This is a genomic window from Streptomyces sp. NPDC001002, assembly GCF_053599215.1.
Window position 1 is genome coordinate 25,223 of record NZ_JBSFLV010000026.1, and the last position, 15,613, is coordinate 40,835.

17 protein-coding genes are annotated in these 15,613 nt (G+C 70.3%); 7 read left to right on the plus strand and 10 right to left on the minus strand.

The features are described 5' to 3' along the window. Positions 1–19 precede the first annotated feature (19 nt). Together ACWDR3_RS14595 and ACWDR3_RS14600 are read left to right on the plus strand one after the other, a co-directional pair. Positions 20–1,504 (plus strand): class I adenylate-forming enzyme family protein, encoded by a 1,485-nt coding sequence (locus ACWDR3_RS14595; protein WP_450352825.1) that lies wholly within the window; start codon positions 20–22, stop codon positions 1,502–1,504. Between the two features lie 5 nt (positions 1,505–1,509). Next, positions 1,510–2,274, plus strand: a complete 765-nt coding sequence (locus tag ACWDR3_RS14600) for an SDR family NAD(P)-dependent oxidoreductase (RefSeq protein ID WP_450352826.1) — start codon at positions 1,510–1,512, stop codon at positions 2,272–2,274. A 97-nt stretch (positions 2,275–2,371) separates the two neighbouring features. Here ACWDR3_RS14600 and ACWDR3_RS14605 read toward each other — a convergent pair whose 3' ends face one another. From ACWDR3_RS14605 to ACWDR3_RS14625, 5 genes are all read right to left on the minus strand, one after another. Beyond that, complete coding sequence (locus ACWDR3_RS14605; protein WP_450352827.1) at positions 2,372–3,631, minus strand: amidohydrolase family protein; 1,260 nt, start codon at positions 3,629–3,631, stop codon at positions 2,372–2,374. Positions 3,632–3,668: 37 nt separating this feature from the next. Continuing rightward, the gene (locus ACWDR3_RS14610; RefSeq protein ID WP_450352828.1) at positions 3,669–3,998 is read right to left on the minus strand and encodes a hypothetical protein; all 330 of its coding nucleotides are present in this window, start codon (positions 3,996–3,998) and stop codon (positions 3,669–3,671) included. Between the two features lie 17 nt (positions 3,999–4,015). Further along, the gene (locus ACWDR3_RS14615) at positions 4,016–5,302 is read right to left on the minus strand and encodes an aromatic ring-hydroxylating oxygenase subunit alpha (RefSeq protein ID WP_450352829.1); all 1,287 of its coding nucleotides are present in this window, start codon (positions 5,300–5,302) and stop codon (positions 4,016–4,018) included. Between the two features lie 92 nt (positions 5,303–5,394). Further along, positions 5,395–6,327: an NAD(P)-dependent oxidoreductase gene (locus ACWDR3_RS14620; RefSeq protein ID WP_450352830.1), complete on the minus strand. Its 933-nt coding sequence runs from the start codon at positions 6,325–6,327 to the stop codon at positions 5,395–5,397. 14 nt (positions 6,328–6,341) lie between these two features. Then, positions 6,342–6,737: a carboxymuconolactone decarboxylase family protein gene (locus ACWDR3_RS14625; protein WP_450352831.1), complete on the minus strand. Its 396-nt coding sequence runs from the start codon at positions 6,735–6,737 to the stop codon at positions 6,342–6,344. 68 nt (positions 6,738–6,805) lie between these two features. On the opposite strand from ACWDR3_RS14625, the gene ACWDR3_RS14630 reads away from it, so the two are divergent. The 3 genes from ACWDR3_RS14630 to ACWDR3_RS14640 are packed head-to-tail and all read left to right on the plus strand — an operon-like array spanning position 6,806 to position 8,657. Then, the gene (locus tag ACWDR3_RS14630) at positions 6,806–8,149 is read left to right on the plus strand and encodes a cytochrome P450 (RefSeq protein WP_450352832.1); all 1,344 of its coding nucleotides are present in this window, start codon (positions 6,806–6,808) and stop codon (positions 8,147–8,149) included. Beyond that, positions 8,146–8,334 carry a ferredoxin gene (locus ACWDR3_RS14635; protein ID WP_401711117.1) on the plus strand — a complete coding sequence of 63 codons (189 nt, stop codon included), beginning with the start codon at positions 8,146–8,148 and terminating at the stop codon, positions 8,332–8,334. Before ACWDR3_RS14630 ends, ACWDR3_RS14635 begins: the two co-directional genes overlap by 4 nt. Before the next feature lie 14 nt (positions 8,335–8,348). Continuing rightward, a complete protein-coding gene (locus ACWDR3_RS14640) occupies positions 8,349–8,657 on the plus strand; it encodes a DUF1330 domain-containing protein (protein WP_450352833.1) in 309 nt (102 codons plus the stop codon). A gap of 97 nt (positions 8,658–8,754) precedes the next feature. Here the strand turns inward: ACWDR3_RS14640 and ACWDR3_RS14645 are convergent, their stop codons facing one another. The 3 genes from ACWDR3_RS14645 to ACWDR3_RS14655 are packed head-to-tail and all read right to left on the minus strand — an operon-like array spanning position 8,755 to position 10,693. Continuing rightward, a complete protein-coding gene (locus tag ACWDR3_RS14645) occupies positions 8,755–9,585 on the minus strand; it encodes an SDR family oxidoreductase (RefSeq protein WP_450352834.1) in 831 nt (276 codons plus the stop codon). Then, the gene (locus ACWDR3_RS14650; protein WP_450352835.1) at positions 9,582–10,076 is read right to left on the minus strand and encodes a VOC family protein; all 495 of its coding nucleotides are present in this window, start codon (positions 10,074–10,076) and stop codon (positions 9,582–9,584) included. The genes ACWDR3_RS14645 and ACWDR3_RS14650 overlap by 4 nt, the downstream gene beginning before the upstream one ends. Then, positions 10,073–10,693 (minus strand): TetR/AcrR family transcriptional regulator, encoded by a 621-nt coding sequence (locus ACWDR3_RS14655; RefSeq protein ID WP_450352836.1) that lies wholly within the window; start codon positions 10,691–10,693, stop codon positions 10,073–10,075. The genes ACWDR3_RS14650 and ACWDR3_RS14655 overlap by 4 nt, the downstream gene beginning before the upstream one ends. Before the next feature lie 103 nt (positions 10,694–10,796). On the opposite strand from ACWDR3_RS14655, the gene ACWDR3_RS14660 reads away from it, so the two are divergent. Both ACWDR3_RS14660 and ACWDR3_RS14665 read left to right on the plus strand, forming a co-directional pair. Further along, entirely contained in the window at positions 10,797–12,128 is a 1,332-nt protein-coding gene (locus ACWDR3_RS14660) for an acyl-CoA dehydrogenase family protein (protein ID WP_450352837.1), read from the plus strand. Continuing rightward, complete coding sequence (locus ACWDR3_RS14665; RefSeq protein ID WP_450352838.1) at positions 12,125–13,153, plus strand: phosphotransferase family protein; 1,029 nt, start codon at positions 12,125–12,127, stop codon at positions 13,151–13,153. Before ACWDR3_RS14660 ends, ACWDR3_RS14665 begins: the two co-directional genes overlap by 4 nt. Here the strand turns inward: ACWDR3_RS14665 and ACWDR3_RS14670 are convergent. Both ACWDR3_RS14670 and ACWDR3_RS14675 read right to left on the minus strand, forming a co-directional pair. Next, positions 13,141–14,349, minus strand: coding sequence for a cysteine desulfurase-like protein (locus tag ACWDR3_RS14670; RefSeq protein WP_450352839.1), 1,209 nt, complete (start codon positions 14,347–14,349; stop codon positions 13,141–13,143). The genes ACWDR3_RS14665 and ACWDR3_RS14670 overlap by 13 nt on opposite strands. Positions 14,350–14,463: 114 nt before the next feature. Then, positions 14,464–15,612, minus strand: a complete 1,149-nt coding sequence (locus ACWDR3_RS14675) for an acyl-CoA dehydrogenase family protein (protein ID WP_450352840.1) — start codon at positions 15,610–15,612, stop codon at positions 14,464–14,466. Position 15,613 lies beyond the last annotated feature (1 nt).

Below are 15,613 nucleotides of genomic sequence, written 5' to 3' on the forward strand. Positions count from 1 at the left end.
GGAAGGAAGGGCGCACACCTTGAACATCGCGATGCTGCTCGACATGGCCGTGGCGGGCGATCCGGACCGGGTGGCGATGGGGTCGCGTGACTCCGGGACGACCTGCGCGCAGCTCCGTCGTACCGCCGCCGAGGTCGCGGCCGTCGTCCATCGCGCCGGCGCACGAGAGTTGGTGTTCGCCGGCGTCAACGGCCCCGCGTTTCCTGTCCTGCTGTTCGGCGCGGCCCTCGCGGGCGTCCCGCTCGTTCCCGTCAACTACCGTTTGTCGAAACAGGCGTTGACCGATCTGCTGGTGCACACCGAGCGGCCCCTGGTGGTCGCGGACGAGGCGTTCGCCGCCGAGTTCGAAGGGGTTCCGGTACGGACACCCGAGGCGCTGTTGGCCGAAGGGCGGGGTGCGGATCCCGCCGAGGGGCTGGAGGGGTCGCCGGACGATCCGGCGGTGCTGCTGTTCACCAGCGGGACAACGGCCGCGCCCAAGGCGGCTGTTCTGCGCCACCGGCACCTGTCCAGCTACATCCTCCAGACGGTCGAGTTCGGCTCGGCCGCCCCCGATGACGCGGTGCTGACGAGCGTGCCGCCGTATCACGTGGCGGGCGTCGGCTCGGTGCTCAGCAACCTCTACGCCGGACGGCGCATCGTGCACCTCGGCACCTTTGAACCGGCCGCCTGGCTGGCGCTGGTGCGCGCCGAGGGCGTCACCTCGGCCATGGTGGTGCCGACTATGCTGGCCCGTCTCGTCGAGCACCTGGGCGGACGCCCGGCCGACGTGCCGACGCTGCGCTCGCTGGCGTACGGCGGTGCCCGGATGCCGCACACGGTCCTGGAGGCCGCGCTGCGGGCCTTCCCCGGCACCGGGTTCACCAACGCGTACGGCCTCACCGAGACCAGTTCGACCATCGCCCTGCTCGGTCCGGACGACCATCGGGCGGCGCTCTGCTCCGACGATCCCGCGGTGCGGGCGAGGTTGCGCTCGGCCGGGCGGATGGTGCCGGGTGTGGAGGCGCTGATCCGGGACGAGACGGGGGCTGTGCTGCCGCCCGGGGCTGCAGGGCAGTTGTGGGTGCGCGGCCCGCAGGTGTCGGGCGAGTACAAGGGCGCTGCCGCGCTGCTCGACGGCGACGGCTGGTTCCACACGCGCGATCTCGCGCACTTCGACGACGAGGGCTATCTGTTCATCGAGGGGCGCGCCGACGACACCATCATCCGGGGCGGCGAGAACATCGCGCCCGCCGAGGTGGAGGACGTGCTCCTGCGGCACGACGCGGTCCGCGAGGCAGCCGTCGTGGGCGTGCCGGACGAGGAGTGGGGCGAGCGGATCGCCGCGTTCGTGGTCGTGCACGAGGGTGCGGTCGCCGACGCCGAGGCGCTGCGGGCCTGGGTGCGCGGCCGACTGCGCGGCTCGAAGACGCCGGACGTGATCGTCTTCCGTGCCGAACTGCCGTACACGCCAACGGGAAAGCTGCTGCGGCGCGAGTTGCTGACGACGATGCAGGGAGGCTGACGCGGGTGACGTCCTTCACGGAGCTGCACGACCTGAGCGGCAAGGTGGCGGTCGTCACCGGCGGTTCGCGCGGGATCGGTCGGGCCATCGTGCAGACGCTGGCGGAGGCCGGTGCCGATGTGGTCATCGCCTCGCGCAAGGTGGAGGCGTGCCGGGCGGTGGCCGAGGAGGTGCGCGCGTCGACCGGACGCCGGGCCCTGGGTGTCGCCTGCCATGTCGGGCGGTGGGAGGACTGCGAACGGCTGGTGTCCGCGACGCTGGAGGAGTTCGGGCGGCTCGACGTCCTGGTCAACAACGCGGGTATGTCACCGCCGTACGAGAGTCTCGACACGGTGAGCGAGGAGCTCTACGACAAGACGCTCGCCGTCAATCTCAAGGGGCCGTTCCGACTGGCGGTGCTCGCCGCGAAGCACATGGCGGATCACGGCGGCGGCTCGGTCATCAACATCGGTACGGCGGGCTCCCTGCTGGCGAGCGTCCACGAACTCCCTTACGCCTGCGCCAAAGCGGGCCTCAACGCCCTCACGGTGGGCCTCGCGGAGGCGTACGCGCCGAAGGTCCGCGTCAACGCGATCCTTCCCGGGCCGGTTCTGACGGACGCTCACAAAGCCTGGGCTGCCGAGGACTTCGACACCTCGTTCGTCCCCCTGGGTCGGCTCGGCGTCCCGGACGACGTGGCTCCCCTCGCCCTCCACTTCGCGAGCGCGGCGTCGAGCTTCACGACCGGGGCGATCGTGCGGGTCGACGGTGGCATCACGCGGAAGGTATGACACTCGCCCTCCAACTGCCCGTGCACCAAAGCCTCATACGGAGAAGGGCCGCGGCTCCCACAAGAGCTGCGGCCCTTCTCCGTGCCCCCTCGGCACATCAGCGGCCGGCGTCGTCGTGCCGGTACACCTCCCCGCCCTTCATCACGAACCGCACGTCCTCGGTCACGCCGATGTCAGTCAGCGGGTCGCCGGGGACAGCGATGATGTCGGCGAGGAGGCCGGGTTCGAGGCGGCCCCGGTCGTCGGCGTCGACGAGTTCGGCGGCCACCGTGGTCGCGGCCCGCAGGGCGGCGAGCGGGGTCATGCCCCGGTCGACGAGGGCGATGAGTTCGCGGGCGTTGCGGCCGTGCGGGATGGCGGGCGCGTCGGTACCGCAGGCAACGCGGACACCGCGCTCGATGGCACGACGAGTGGTCGCCTTGGCGCGGGGGAAGACGTCGGCGGCCTTGGCCTGGAGTTCGGGGTCCGCCTTGGAGACGTCCATGCCGTCGGCGATGTACGTGGTCGCGACGAGGAAAGTACCCCGCTCGATCATCAGGTCGAGGGTCTCGTCGCTGACGAGGAATCCATGTTCGACGCAGTCGATGCCCGCGTCGAGGGCGGCACGGACCGCGCGGTCGCCCATGCAGTGCGCGGCCACCTTGAGCCCCGCGCGATGTGCCTCGTCGGCGATGGCCCGCAGTTCCTCGTCGGAGTACTGCTGGGCACCGGCCGGGCCGGTGTGGGACATGACCCCGTTGGACGCGCACACCTTGATGACCCGCGCGCCGTGCTTGATCTGGTACCGGACCGCCTTGCGCACCTCGTCGACCCCGTTGGCGATCCCCTCCTCGACGGTGAGGGGCATGATGTGCGGCGCGAACGCCTGGAACATGGTCGGGTCGAGGTGCCCGCCGGTCGGGGTGATGGCGTGCCCGGCGGGGACGACCCGAGGGCCCTCGATCCAACCGTGGTCGATCGCCTTCTTCAGCGCCACGTCGAGCAGCAGTCCCCCGGTCTGCACGAAGAGACCGAGGTTCCGTACGGTCGTGAAGCCGGCCCGCAGCGTGCGGCGCGCGTTGGCGACCGCGCGCAGGGTCCGTACGGCGGGGTCGTCCTGCACCGGGTTGAGCGGGCTGCGGTGGTCGGGGCCGCCGAGCAGGAGGTTGACCTCCATGTCCATCAGTCCGGGCAGCAGGGTGACATCGCCGAGGTCGATGACCGTGGTGTCCGCCGGGACGGCGGCGGGCGCGAGTTCCACGATGCGCTCGCCGTCGATCAACAGGTCGCCGGGCTCCACGAGTTCGCCCTTGTCGATGTCGAGCATGCGGGCGGCGCGCAGGCGGACGGGGGGCTTCGGGGTACGCGGGCGGGGCATCAGACGCCTCCTACCGAGCAGTTGGCGTTCATGGCGCTCAAATCGCGGGTTCGAAGACGGAGTCGATGCTCGCCGCGCCCGTGTCGGGGACCTTCGGCTGGCGCCAGGCCTCCACCGGGAAGGCGATGGTGACCAGCGCGCAGAACAGCCACAGCAGGTGCTTGTCCGGTTCGGAGATGTCGTCCATGGTGACCCGCTCCAGGTAGTCCGTGCCGGACTTCAGAAGGGGGAACGCCGTGTTGTAGAAGGCGTCGAGCTCGTCCATGGTGCTGGCGATCCGCTTGGCGTAACGCGCCTTCTCGGTCGGCAGGGCCCAGTCGGCGTACGGCTCCAGCGCGGCGAACTCGGGGGGAAAGACGGTGGCCATGGTTCGGTCTCCTCGGGTCAGGACGCGGCCGGAGCGCCGGACGTGCGCTGCTGGAAGTCGCGGACGAACTGGCGGGCGGTGCCGTGCAGATGACGCAGGAGGACCTCCTGGTCATTGAGCGGGAACTCCCCCACAGCCCGCGATTCGAGCATGCTCTGCGTCGCCTCCAGGGTGTTGCCGTCCTGGAGCCCGTACTCCTTGAACGACACGACGGCCAGCTCCTGTTGGAGCCGCTGGAAGGCGTTCTCGGGCGGCACGAAGTAGCAGGCGGCCTCGAAGATGTGCGTGTTGTACGCGGTCGGCCAGTAGTGGTAGGTCAGCACCCAGTTCGGCCGCCAGATCAGCAGCATGAAGTTGGGGAAGAAGACGAACGAGTCCATGCCCCAGCGCGGGTCCCGGGTCGGGTTGATGGCCGGCGGCAGCTGCTCGGTGGTGAGGCCGATGTCGGGCGGTTCCCAGGGGCCGAACAGACCGCTGCGCAGGGCGCCTTCGATGGGCTTGACCATCTTGCGGTCGTGCGGCGGGGCGATGCCGCCCCAGGAGGACACCATGCTGTGCGGGCCGTCGATGTCGTAGTGCAGCGCCTCGTACCCGTACTTCTGGATCTTGCGGGCCTCGTCGGCCATGTACTGCCCGGCGTGCAGGATCGGCGCGTGGTAGAACTCGGCGAACGCGTCGATGAACAGCTTCCAGTTGGCGCCGATCTCGGCGCGGTAGCGGTGCGCCTGGGTCATCTTGTGGAACGGGTAGCCCTCGATGCCCTTGGCGAACTCGCCCAGGTACTCCCGCAGCGGCGTGGTGTTCTCCGGGTCGAGGTTGACGAAGACGAACCCCTCCCACACATCGGTCTGCACGTCCTTGAGCCCGTACCGCGACTTGTCGAGGTCGAAGAACTCCTGCTCCTGCTGGACGAAGGTGAGCTTGCCCGCCAAGTCGTAGCGCCAGGCGTGGTACTTGCAGGTGAACTGGCGGCAGACCCCGCTGGTCTCCTCGCGCGGGAAGTCGTTCCACACGAGCTTGTTGCCGCGATGGCGGCACACGTTGTGGAAGGCCCGCACCTCGTCGTCCATGCCGCGCACCACGACGACCGAGGCACCGGCCGCGTCCAGCTCCTTGGTGAAGTAGCTGCCGCGCTTGGGCAGTTGCTCGATCCGTCCGACGTTCAGCCAGGTCCGCTTGAAGATGGCCTCGCGCTCCACCTCGTAGTGGGCGGGCGAGATGGAGTCCTCGTACGACACCGGTTCGGTGCCGATCTTGAGGTGTGCGGTCCAGCTGCCCTCGTCGGGCTTCTTGAAGTGCGCCATGGGGTCTGGTCCTCCAGTCGCTTGTACGGAGGGGACTCACGATAATCTCAGTCTCTCCGAATGAGAATGCTATTCTCGCCTGCGAGCGACCGTCAAGTCAGCGGTCTGTCAGGTTGAGTTCGGGAGCCCTCGACGAAGGGGAAAATCCGGGTGAAGTCGGCGCCGGGTTCCGCCTCGGCGAACCGCCGCCACACGGCCGCCGCCACCTCCCCGATCGACGCGGGTCCGCCCTGCTCCTCGACTGCGCGCAGATAGAGCCGTACGTCCTTGTCCATCAGGGAGTTGGCGAATCCCGCAGCGTAGCGGCCGGTCAGGACATGGCGCGGGAACTTGTCGCTGGTGGCCGCGCTCTGTCCGCTGGAGCCGTTCAGGACGTCCAGCATGGTGGCCAGGTCCAGGCCGGCGGCGAGGCCGAAGGCGACGGCCTCGCTGGTGGCGGCGAGCGTCGTCGCCGACAGGAAGTTGTTGGCGAGCTTGAGGGCCTGGGCCATGCCGGGGCGGTCACCGACCCGGCGGCGACGGTCGCTCAGGCCGGCCAGCACGCCCTCGGCCCGTGCACATGCGGTGTCGTCACCGGCGTACATGACGGTGAGGGTGCGCGCCCGCGCCCCGGCCACACCGCCGGACACGGGCGCGTCGACGTAGCCGATGCCCTCACCGGCCAGGAGTTCGGCGACGGCACGGGACGCGGCCACGCCGACCGTCGAGGTGTCGACCACGCACCGGACCCGCCGCCCGGCCGCCTTCACGATCTCCCCGGCCACCTGCTCGGAGGCCGTTCCGTCGGGCAGGCTCAGCACCAACACCGGGGCGCGGCGGGCGACTTCGGCCACCGCGGGGACGTGTACGGCGCCTTCAGGCGACCGCGCCGGTCCAGCGGTGTCGTGCGTGACGACCGTATGGCTGGTGTGTACGAGGTTGGCGGCCAGGACGGAGCCCATGTTGCCGAGGCCGACGAAGCCGACGCGCTCCGCGCTCACCGGGGTCTCCGGGGTCTCCGGGGTCTCCGGGGTCACTGGGGTCACTGGGGTCACTGGGGTCACTCTCCCTCCACCCGCTCCGCCCGCGCCGCCCTTACGACCCGGCGGGCCGCGCTGCCCGCCGGGACTCCGCAGTAGGCGGCGACCTGGAAGAGGAGTTCGTCGAGCTCGGCGTCGGTGACTCCGGTGCGCGGTGTGCTGTCCACGTGGACCCGGAACTCCTCCATGCGGCCGAGCGCGGCGGTCATGGCCAGCACCAGGAGGCTGCGGTCACGGGGGCCGAGAACGCCGTTCCGGGTCCAGACGCCCCAGGCCGTCGCGGTGAGGTAGTCCTGGAACTCGACGGCGGCGGGGGCCGGGTCGGAGGTCGCCGCGTCGACGTAGGCATCGCCGAGGATCTTCCGGCGCATGTCGCGCGCGGCGCGCAGGGCGTACGTCTCTTCTGTGTCGTCCATGGCTCTCCCTGGTATCGCCAGTTGCGAGAATGGCACTCTCTGAAACACTCAAGTAGCATTCCAGCTGAGTGAGAATTGTGCTACCGTCCCTCGTCGTCGGGGTGGTGGCGGAGAAGGGGCCGGAGCAGACCGTGGACGACTTCGAGGCGATCGACTTCTTCCGGGACGAGGCGCAGGTCGCCGACCCCTACCCCTACTTCGAGGCTCTGCGCGGGCGGTGCCCGGTGCAGCGCGAGCCGCATCACGACGTGCTGATGGTCACCGGGTACGACGAGGCGGTGCAGGTCTACAACGACACCGACACGTTCTCCTCCTGCATCTCGGTCACCGGCCCCTTCCCCGGGTTCCCGGTGCCGCTGGAGGGCGACGACGTGAGCGAGCTGATCGAGCGGCACCGGGACGAGCTGCCGATGAGCGACCAGTTGCCGACGCTGGATCCGCCGACGCACACGGACCATCGCGCGCTGCTGATGCGGCTGATCACGCCGAAGCGCCTCAAGGAGAACGAGGCGTCGATGTGGCACCTCGCCGACGGGATGCTGGAGGAGTTCCTGGCCCCGGGCCACGGGGAGTTCATCGGCGGGTTCGCCGGTCCGTTCACCCTCCTCGTCATCGCCGACCTGCTCGGCGTGCCCGAGGAGGACCGCGAGGACTTCATGGACACGCTCCAGCGCCGCCCGCCGGCCGGAGGCGGCGTCGGCAGCACCGGCGACGACACGCTGCACCACTCCCCGCTGGAGTACCTGTACGCGCGCTTCACGACGTACATCGAGAACCGCCGCCGCGAACCCCGCGAGGACGTGCTCACGGGCCTGGCCACCGCGACCTTCCCCGACGGGTCCGTCCCCGAGGTCATCGACGTGGTCCGCGTCGCCACCAACCTCTTCGCGGCCGGCCAGGAGACCACCGTCCGCCTCCTCGGCTCAGCCCTCAAGGTGCTCGCCGAACGCCCGGAACTCCAGCGGCTGTTGCGCGCCGAGCGCGACCGGATCCCGAACTTCATCGAGGAGACGTTGCGCGCGGAGAGCCCGGTGAAGGGCGACTTCCGGCTGTCGAAGGTGCCGACCACGGTGGGCGGCGTCGACATCCCGGCCGGCACCACACTGATGGTGCTGAACAGCGCGGCGAACCGTGATCCGCGCCAGTTCGAGGACCCGGCCGAGTTCGAGGTCGGCCGGACCAACGTCCGGCGTCATCTCGCCTTCGGCCGCGGCGTCCACACCTGCCCGGGCGCCCCGCTCGCCCGCGCCGAGGCCAGGGTCACCCTGGAGCGGCTCCTCGACCGCACGTCCGACATCAGGATCGCGGAGAGCGCGCACGGCCCGGCGGACGCCCGCCGCTACTCGTACGTCCCCACTTTCATCCTGCGAGGCCTGACCCACCTCGAACTGGAGTGGAGCGCGGCCCGATGAAGGTCACCGTCGACGACGACCGCTGCCGCGGACACGGGGTGTGCTGCACGATCTGCCCCGAGGTGTTCGACCTGAGCGACGACGGATACGCCGTGGTGGAGAGCCCTGACGTGCCCGCCGAGTACGAGGACGGGGTACGCTCCGCCGCGGGCATGTGCCCGGAGCGCGCCATCACCGTCAGCTGAGAACGAGGAGAACCATGCCGAAGGGTTACGTCATCTTCACCGAGGCGATCAAGGACCCGGCCGGCATGGCCGTCTACAGCCGCGCCGCCGGTGCCACCCTCGCCGAGAGCGGCGGGCGGGTCCTGTCCGCCGACCCGGAGCCGCAGACCCTGGAGGGCGAGTGGTACGGCGACCAGACCGTGGTCCTGGAGTTCGACTCGGTCGAGGCCGCCCGTGCCTGGTACGAGTCGGCCGGGTACACCGAGGCGCGCGCGCTGCGGCACGCGGCGGCCACGACGAACGCCGTCATCGTGGCCGGGTTCGTGCCGCCGACGGCCGGCTGAGCGACCGACCTCCTGGCCGGCCGGCTCATCGACCGGCCGGCTCGTTGACCAACCGGCCCGCCCATCGACCGGCCGGTCACCCGACCGGGGCCCGCGCTCAAGACCGCCCCGCCGCCAGCCCCGCGATCACCCCTCCGTCGACCAGAATGTCCACCCCGGTCAGGAACGAGGCCTGGTCCGAGAGCAAGAAGGCGACGACCGCGGCCAGTTCCTCGGGGCGCCCCTCGCGGCCGAGCGCCGACTGCTCCACCAGCCTTTTCATCGACGGGTGTTGAGCCGCCTCCTGCCGTCCTTGAGGCGTGCCCACGACCCCGGGCGACACCGAGCAGACCCGCGCCCCGGCCCCGCCGACCCGCACCGCCTCGCGCTGCACGAAGCGCTGGACACCGCGTTTGGCCCAGGAGTACGCCACACCGGTGTCCTCGATCTCCGGTCCGACGGCTTCGTGGAGCCGGTCCAGGAAGTGCTCGTTCAGCGGATCGGCCAGTAGGGCCTCGATGTCCGGACGCGGTTCACCGGCCCCGAACTGCGCCGCCATGGAAGCGAAGCACACCATCGCCGTGCCCTCGGTGACGAGCGGGCGCAGCGCCTCGGCGAGCAGGGCCGTGCCGACGAGGTCGACCGCGAGGATGCGGCGCCAGTCCGCCATGGTGGGCGAGATGCCGGCGGCGTGGGCGACGGCTCGCAGAGTGCCGAGTTCCCTTGCCCGCGCGGCGAGTTGGGCCAGGCCCTCGCGGTCGGTGACGTCCAGGACAAATGGTTCCACGACGGTGCCGTTCGCCGAGTTCGCCAGCTCGTCGGCAGCCGAGGCCAGCGTCCCGGCGTCGAGGTCGACCAGCAACAGCCGTTCCACGGAGCCGAGTTGGCGTCGCGCGCACTCCAGGCCCATGCCGCGTCCGGCGCCGGTCACGATCCCCACGGTGGTCATGCGCCCGGCCTCTTCCCTGTCGCCCAGTACTGCTCAAGGACCGGCTGGAGCGCCCGCGTCACGAGTTCGATGCGCGGTCCACTACGGCTGTGGTGGAACGCCCAGTACGGCGTGCCGTCGGGGCGTCTGCCGACCGCCTCCACGGTGTGGCCGCGCCGCGCGAGTGCGGCGGAGTCGGCGGCCACGTCGTCGGACCAGTACCCGAGGTGGTGGACCCCTGATCCGGTCACCGGCTCCCACAGGGTGCCGGGGACGCTGCGCACCAACTCCAGCCGGGGCGTGGACATCGAGTACGTGGACAGGAGGTCGAGGACGACGTCGTCGCCTTCGCCTTCGTCACCGCCGCCGCCGCCGCCGCCGGGCAGGCTCACCCGCACGGGCGCGCCCAACGGCTCGGCCCACTGGTAGCCGAACACGGCCGACAGCGCGGCCGCCGCCGTATCGATGTCGTCGACGACGATCCCGACGTGGAACTGATCGCTGCTCTTCACGCGTGACCTCCCTGGGGTGTGACCGTGCGCAGGCAGAACCGGACGACGTGGTCGACCTCGGCGTCCGTCGGCGCCACCCGGCGCCACAGGTGGTCGGCGAGCCTGCCCACCGTCGCGTGGGCGGCGAGGGACGCGTCCAAGTCCGGTTCTGCGCTGCCGAGTTCGGTGTACGGGCCGCGCAGCAGGTTCGCCAACAGACCGTCGACCGACGACGGGCCCGCCAGGAATCCCTCTCCCACGCTCTGCGCGTTCCACATGACGGCCAGCGTGGTCGCCGCCGTCTCCTCGTCCCTCGCCTGGGACAGGACGCCCTCGACCCAGCGGCGCACCTTCCCCTCGGGCGAGGGCTCCTTGGCCATCTGGTGGGTGATGTAGCCGCAGAGCTGCTCGGCGCCGTCCTCCATGAGTGCGGCGACCAGGGCGTCCTTCGAGCGGAAGTGCCGGTAGAACGCTTCGTTCGACAGTCCGGCCGCCGTCACGATGTCGGCGACGCGGGGCCGGGAAGCGGTGCCGCAGCGCCGCATGACCTCCAACGCGGCGTCCAGCAACGCCCGTACCTCGCTCGCGTAGTGCGCTCCGCGCCGGGCCAGCGCCCGTCGGGCGATGCGGTCGGCCACATCGCCGGTGTCCCCGGGGTCTTCCGCAACGCCGTTCCGTGACGGGGGAATTGTGTTCTCTTTCATGAGAACGCTATTCTGGCATCTGCCGGAAGGAGACACAATGTCGTGGGACTTCGAAACAGACCCGGACTACCAGGCACAGCTCGACTGGGCGGCCGAGTTCGTCCGGGAGGAGGTCGAACCCCTCGATCTCCTGTGGGACGGGCTGCAGTTCACCCCGCCCGACGAGAACCTCCGCCGCGTTCTGGACCCGCTCAAGAAGGAGGTCCGGGCCCATGGATTGTGGGCGACGCACCTCGGCCCGGACCTGGGCGGTGAGGGCCACGGGCAGGTCAAACTGTGCCTGCTCAACGAGATCCTGGGCCGCTCCTCCTGGGCCCCGATCGTCTTCGGCTGCCAGGCCCCGGACACGGGCAACGCCGAGATCCTCGCCCACTACGGCACCGCGTCGCAGAAGGACCGCTATCTGCGTCCGCTCCTCGACGGCGAGATCTTCTCCTGCTACTCGATGACCGAGCCCCAAGCCGGCGCCGATCCCAAGGAGTTCACGACCCGGGCGGTCCGCGAGGGCGACGAGTGGGTGATCAACGGCTGGAAGTACTTCTCCTCGAACGCGAAGACGGCCGCCTTCTTCATCGTGATGGCGGTGACCGACCCGGACGGCGACCCGTACAAGAGCATGTCGATGTTCCTGGTGCCGGCCGAGACCCCGGGCATCCTCATCGAGCGGAACGTCGCGCTGGCCGGTGAGCCGCAGGAGCGCGGCTCGCACGCGCTCGTGCACTACGAGGACGTACGGGTGCCGGTGGACGCGGTGCTCGGCGGCGAGGGACAGGCCTTCGTGATCGCACAGACCCGGCTCGGCGGCGGGCGGATCCACCACGCCATGCGGACGATCGGGCTGGCGGGCAAGGCCTTCGACATGATGTGCGAGCGGGCACTGAGCCGGCACACCCAGGGCACGGTCCTGGCGGACAAGCAGTTCGTGCAGGGGCACATAGCCGACTCGTACGCGCAGCTCACCCAGTTCCGGCTCGCCGTGCTGCACACCGCGTGGAAGATCGACAAGTACAACGACTACCGCAAGGTCCGCAAGGACATCGCCATGGTCAAGACGCAACTGCCCACCGTGCTGCACGACATCGCGCACCGGGCGATCCAGGTGCACGGCGCGCTCGGCGTCAGCGGCGACATGCCCCTGTTCCGGATGCTGCTGGGCGCCAGCGTGCTCGGCATCGCGGACGGCCCGACCGAGGTGCACAAGGTCACGGTCGCCCGGCAGGTGCTGCGCGACCACAAGCCGAGCGACGACCTCTGGCCGAGCGCCTATCTGCCCACGCGAGTGGCGGCGGCGCGCGCGAAGTACGCGGAGTTCCTGGAGTCGGCAGCAACTCCCGAGCCGACGGGCTCTCTTGGACCGGAGGCTCGATGATCGACGTCGATCGGCTCACCACCTGGCTGGACGAGTCCGGACTGCCCGGCAAGGGCGAGGCCATCGAGCACCGGTTCGTCTCCGGCGGCGCGCAGAACGAGATCTACGAGGTCCGGCGCGGCGAACTCCACTGCGCCCTGCGCATCCCGCCGGCCACCGCCCCCGCGGCACGGGACGAGGGCATCCTGCGGGAGTGGCGGATCACCGAGGCGCTGAACGGCACGGACGTCCCGCACACCGAGGCGATCGCCGTCTGCACGGACACGTCCGTACTGGGCCGGACGTTCTACCTGATGGAGTTCGTCGACGGCTGGTCGCCCATGTCCTCGACGGGCGGGCGCGGTTGGCCGGAGCCGTTCGACACGGATCTCGACGCCCGCGCCGGGCTGGCGTACCAACTCGTCGAGGGCGTGGCCCTGTTGGGCCGGGTGGACTGGAAGGCGAAGGGGCTGGGGGACCTCGGGCGCCCCGACGGCTTCCACGAGCGGCAGGTCGACCGCTGGACCCGCTACCTGGAGCGGGTCAAGGGCCGCGAACTGCCCGGCTTCGACGAGGCCGCCGCCTGGCTGCGCGCGCACGGGCCGCTCGACTACGTCCCGGGCCTGATGCACGGCGACTACCAGTTCGCCAACGTCATGTACCGGCACGGCGCCCCGGCCCGTCTCGCCGCCATCGTCGACTGGGAGATGGGCACGGTCGGCGACCCCAAGCTGGACCTCGCCTGGCTGCTCCGGGGCTGGCCGGAGGACACCGGCGCGCCGGAGGCTGCCACGGCCTTGTACGTCGACCTGACCGGCATGCCCTCCCGCGAGCAACTGATCGAGCGCTACTCGGAGGTGTCGGGCCGTCAGGTCGACGACATGGACTACTACGACGTCCTCGCCCAGTGGAAGCTCGGCGTGGTTCTGGAGCAGGGTTTCCAACGGGCCGGTGACAACATGAAGTTGCTGGCCTTCGGCCCGATGGTCCTGCAATTGATGGAGAGCGCGGCCGAGTTGGCCGCGACCACCCGCTATGGCGCCTGAAGGAAGGACGCCAGACCGGCGATGAGCCGGTCCACGTCCTCCGTGTCGTTGTAGGGCGCGAGTCCCACCCGCAGAGAGGGGTTGTCCAACTTCAGCGCGGCGAAGGGTTCGTAGGCGTAGAACGACCCTGCCGGTGCCACCACCTTGAGGGCCGCCAGATGCACCTGTGCCTCGTACGCGTCACGGCCTTCGAGGCTCATCAGGAGGGTCGGGGTGCGGTCGGCGGCCTTCGAGTGCACGGTGACGGCAGCGCCGAGTGACCGCAGCCCGTCCTCGATCCGGGTACGCAGCACGGACTCGTGCTCGTGGAGGGAGCGCAGCGACGCCGTCAACCGCTCCTTCCGCGACACCGCCGTGCCGGGGTCGATGCCGGCGAGGAAGTCCACCGCCGCGGTGGCGCCGGCCAGCATCTCGTAGGGCAGCGTGCCGAATTCGAAACGCTCGGGCACGGCGTTCGTGGAGGGCAGGAGCTTGTCGGGCTCGATGGTCTCCAGCAGTTCGGGCGCCGCCGCGAGCACCCCGCAGTGCGGGCCGAGGAACTTGTACGGCGAGCACACGAACAGGTCCGCCCCCAGCGCGGGCACGTCCACCTGGCTGTGCGCCGCGTAGTGCACGCCGTCCACGTACACCAGCGCGCCGACGCCGTGCGCCAGGTCGGCGATCGTACGCAGCGGCGGCTTGGCGCCCAGCACGTTGGAGGCCGCGGTCACCGCGACCAGCCGGGTCCGGTCGGAGAGCGCCCGCTCGAAGGAACCGAGGTCGAGTTCGGTGGTCTCGGGGTCGATGTCGATCCAGCGGACCGTCACCCCGGTGTGGTCGGCCGCCTGGATCCAGGGCCGGACGTTGGCGTCATGGTCGAGGCGGCTCACCACGATCTCGTCGCCGACCCGCCAGTCCTTGGCCAGATGCCGGGAGAAGTCGTACGTGAGCTGGGTGGCGCTGCGCCCGTGGACGATGCCGTTCGCCGGTACGCCCAGGAAGTCGGCGTAGGCGGCCCGGAACTCCGTGACCGCCCGCTCGGCGTTCTGCTCGGACGCGCTCACGCCACCCCGGTTGGAGAGGGGCCCGGTGAGCGTCTCCGCGATGGCGGCGGCGACCGGGCGAGGCGTCTGCGTGCCGCCTGGGCCGTCGAAGAAGGCGAGGCCGTGGTCGAGGGACGGGAAGTGGCCCCGCAGGGCGGCGATGTCTACGGCCATGACCTCGGCTTTCTGCGTTGGTGCGGGCGGCGGATCACCCACCTGTCGATATCCGACCGTAGTCGACCGAACCCGATTCCGGTTGATCGGATCCCGCAGCACCCCGACCGCCGGCTACAGACCCAGTGACTTCGCGATGATCACCTTCATGACCTCGCTGGTCCCGGCGTAGATCCGGGTGATCCGGGCGTCGGCGTACAGCCGCGAGATCGGGTACTCCGCCATGTACCCGTAGCCGCCGAACAACTGGAGGCAGCGGTCGACCGCCCGGGCCTGCATCTCGGTGCAGAAGAGCTTGACCTTGGCGGCATCCGCGCCGGACAGCACGCCGTCTACGAGGTCGAGCACCGCCCGGTCCAGCATGGCCTGCGCGGCCACGATCTCGGCGGCCACGGCGGCGAGTTCAAACTTCGTGTTCTGGAAGGCCGCCACCGGCTTGCCGAAGACCTGGCGCTCCTTGACGTACTCGATGGTCGTATCGAGGGCCGCGCGTGCCTGCGCGACCGAGCCGACCGCGACGGTCATGCGCTCCTGGGGGAGGTTGTGGCCGAGGTAGCGGAAGGCCGCGCCCTCCTCCCCCAGCCGGTTCGCCACCGGAACGCGTACGTCGTCGAAGGCCAGCTCGACGGTGTCCTGCACCTTGATGCCCATCTTGTCGAGCACCCGCCCCCGGCTGAAGCCGGGCATGCCGTCCTCGACGACCAGCAGGGTCAGCCCGGCGCGCCGGTCGGCGGGGTCGGTGGACGTGCGGGCGACCGCGATGACCAGGTCGGCGAGGAGGCCGCCGGTGATGAAGGTCTTGGCGCCGTTGACGACGTAGGCGTCACCGTCGCGGACCGCGGTGGTACGGATGCCCGCGAGGTCGGAGCCTGTGCCCGGTTCGGTCATGGCGATCGCGGTCAGCAGCCGCCCGTCGGCGAGTCCCGGGAACCACCGCCGGCGCTGCGCCTCGTCGGCGTAGGCGAGGAAGTACGGGAGGACCACGTCGAGTTGGGTGCGTACCGTGCCGAGGGTGACCAGCGCGCGGGCGGCCTCTTCCTGAAGGACGACGTTGTAGCGATAGTCGTCGAGGCCGGAACCGCCGTGCTCCTTGGGGATAGCCATCCCCAACAGGCCAAGCGAGCCCAGCTGTTCGAAGATCTCGCGGGGCAGACGTCCGGCCCGCTCCCAGGCGGAGTAGTTCGGGACGACCTCCTTGGCCACGAACTCCCGTACCAGCTTGCGGAATTCGTCGTGGTCGGAGGTGAAGATCGCTCGGCGCATG

Bases quoted from the DNA above. Each gene is read 5' to 3' on its own strand.
- ACWDR3_RS14605 (WP_450352827.1), bottom strand. From the start codon at position 3,631: ATGCCCCGCCCGCGTACCCCGAAGCCCCCCGTCCGCCTGCGCGCCGCC.
- ACWDR3_RS14610 (WP_450352828.1), bottom strand. From the start codon at position 3,998: ATGGCCACCGTCTTTCCCCCCGAGTTCGCCGCGCTGGAGCCGTACGCC.
- ACWDR3_RS14615 (WP_450352829.1), bottom strand. From the start codon at position 5,302: ATGGCGCACTTCAAGAAGCCCGACGAGGGCAGCTGGACCGCACACCTC.
- ACWDR3_RS14625 (WP_450352831.1), bottom strand. From the start codon at position 6,737: ATGGACGACACAGAAGAGACGTACGCCCTGCGCGCCGCGCGCGACATG.
- ACWDR3_RS14635 (WP_401711117.1), top strand. From the start codon at position 8,146: ATGAAGGTCACCGTCGACGACGACCGCTGCCGCGGACACGGGGTGTGC.
- ACWDR3_RS14640 (WP_450352833.1), top strand. From the start codon at position 8,349: ATGCCGAAGGGTTACGTCATCTTCACCGAGGCGATCAAGGACCCGGCC.
- ACWDR3_RS14645 (WP_450352834.1), bottom strand. From the start codon at position 9,585: ATGACCACCGTGGGGATCGTGACCGGCGCCGGACGCGGCATGGGCCTG.
- ACWDR3_RS14660 (WP_450352837.1), top strand. From the start codon at position 10,797: ATGTCGTGGGACTTCGAAACAGACCCGGACTACCAGGCACAGCTCGAC.
- ACWDR3_RS14665 (WP_450352838.1), top strand. From the start codon at position 12,125: ATGATCGACGTCGATCGGCTCACCACCTGGCTGGACGAGTCCGGACTG.
- ACWDR3_RS14670 (WP_450352839.1), bottom strand. From the start codon at position 14,349: ATGGCCGTAGACATCGCCGCCCTGCGGGGCCACTTCCCGTCCCTCGAC.
- ACWDR3_RS14675 (WP_450352840.1), bottom strand. From the start codon at position 15,612: ATGCGCCGAGCGATCTTCACCTCCGACCACGACGAATTCCGCAAGCTG.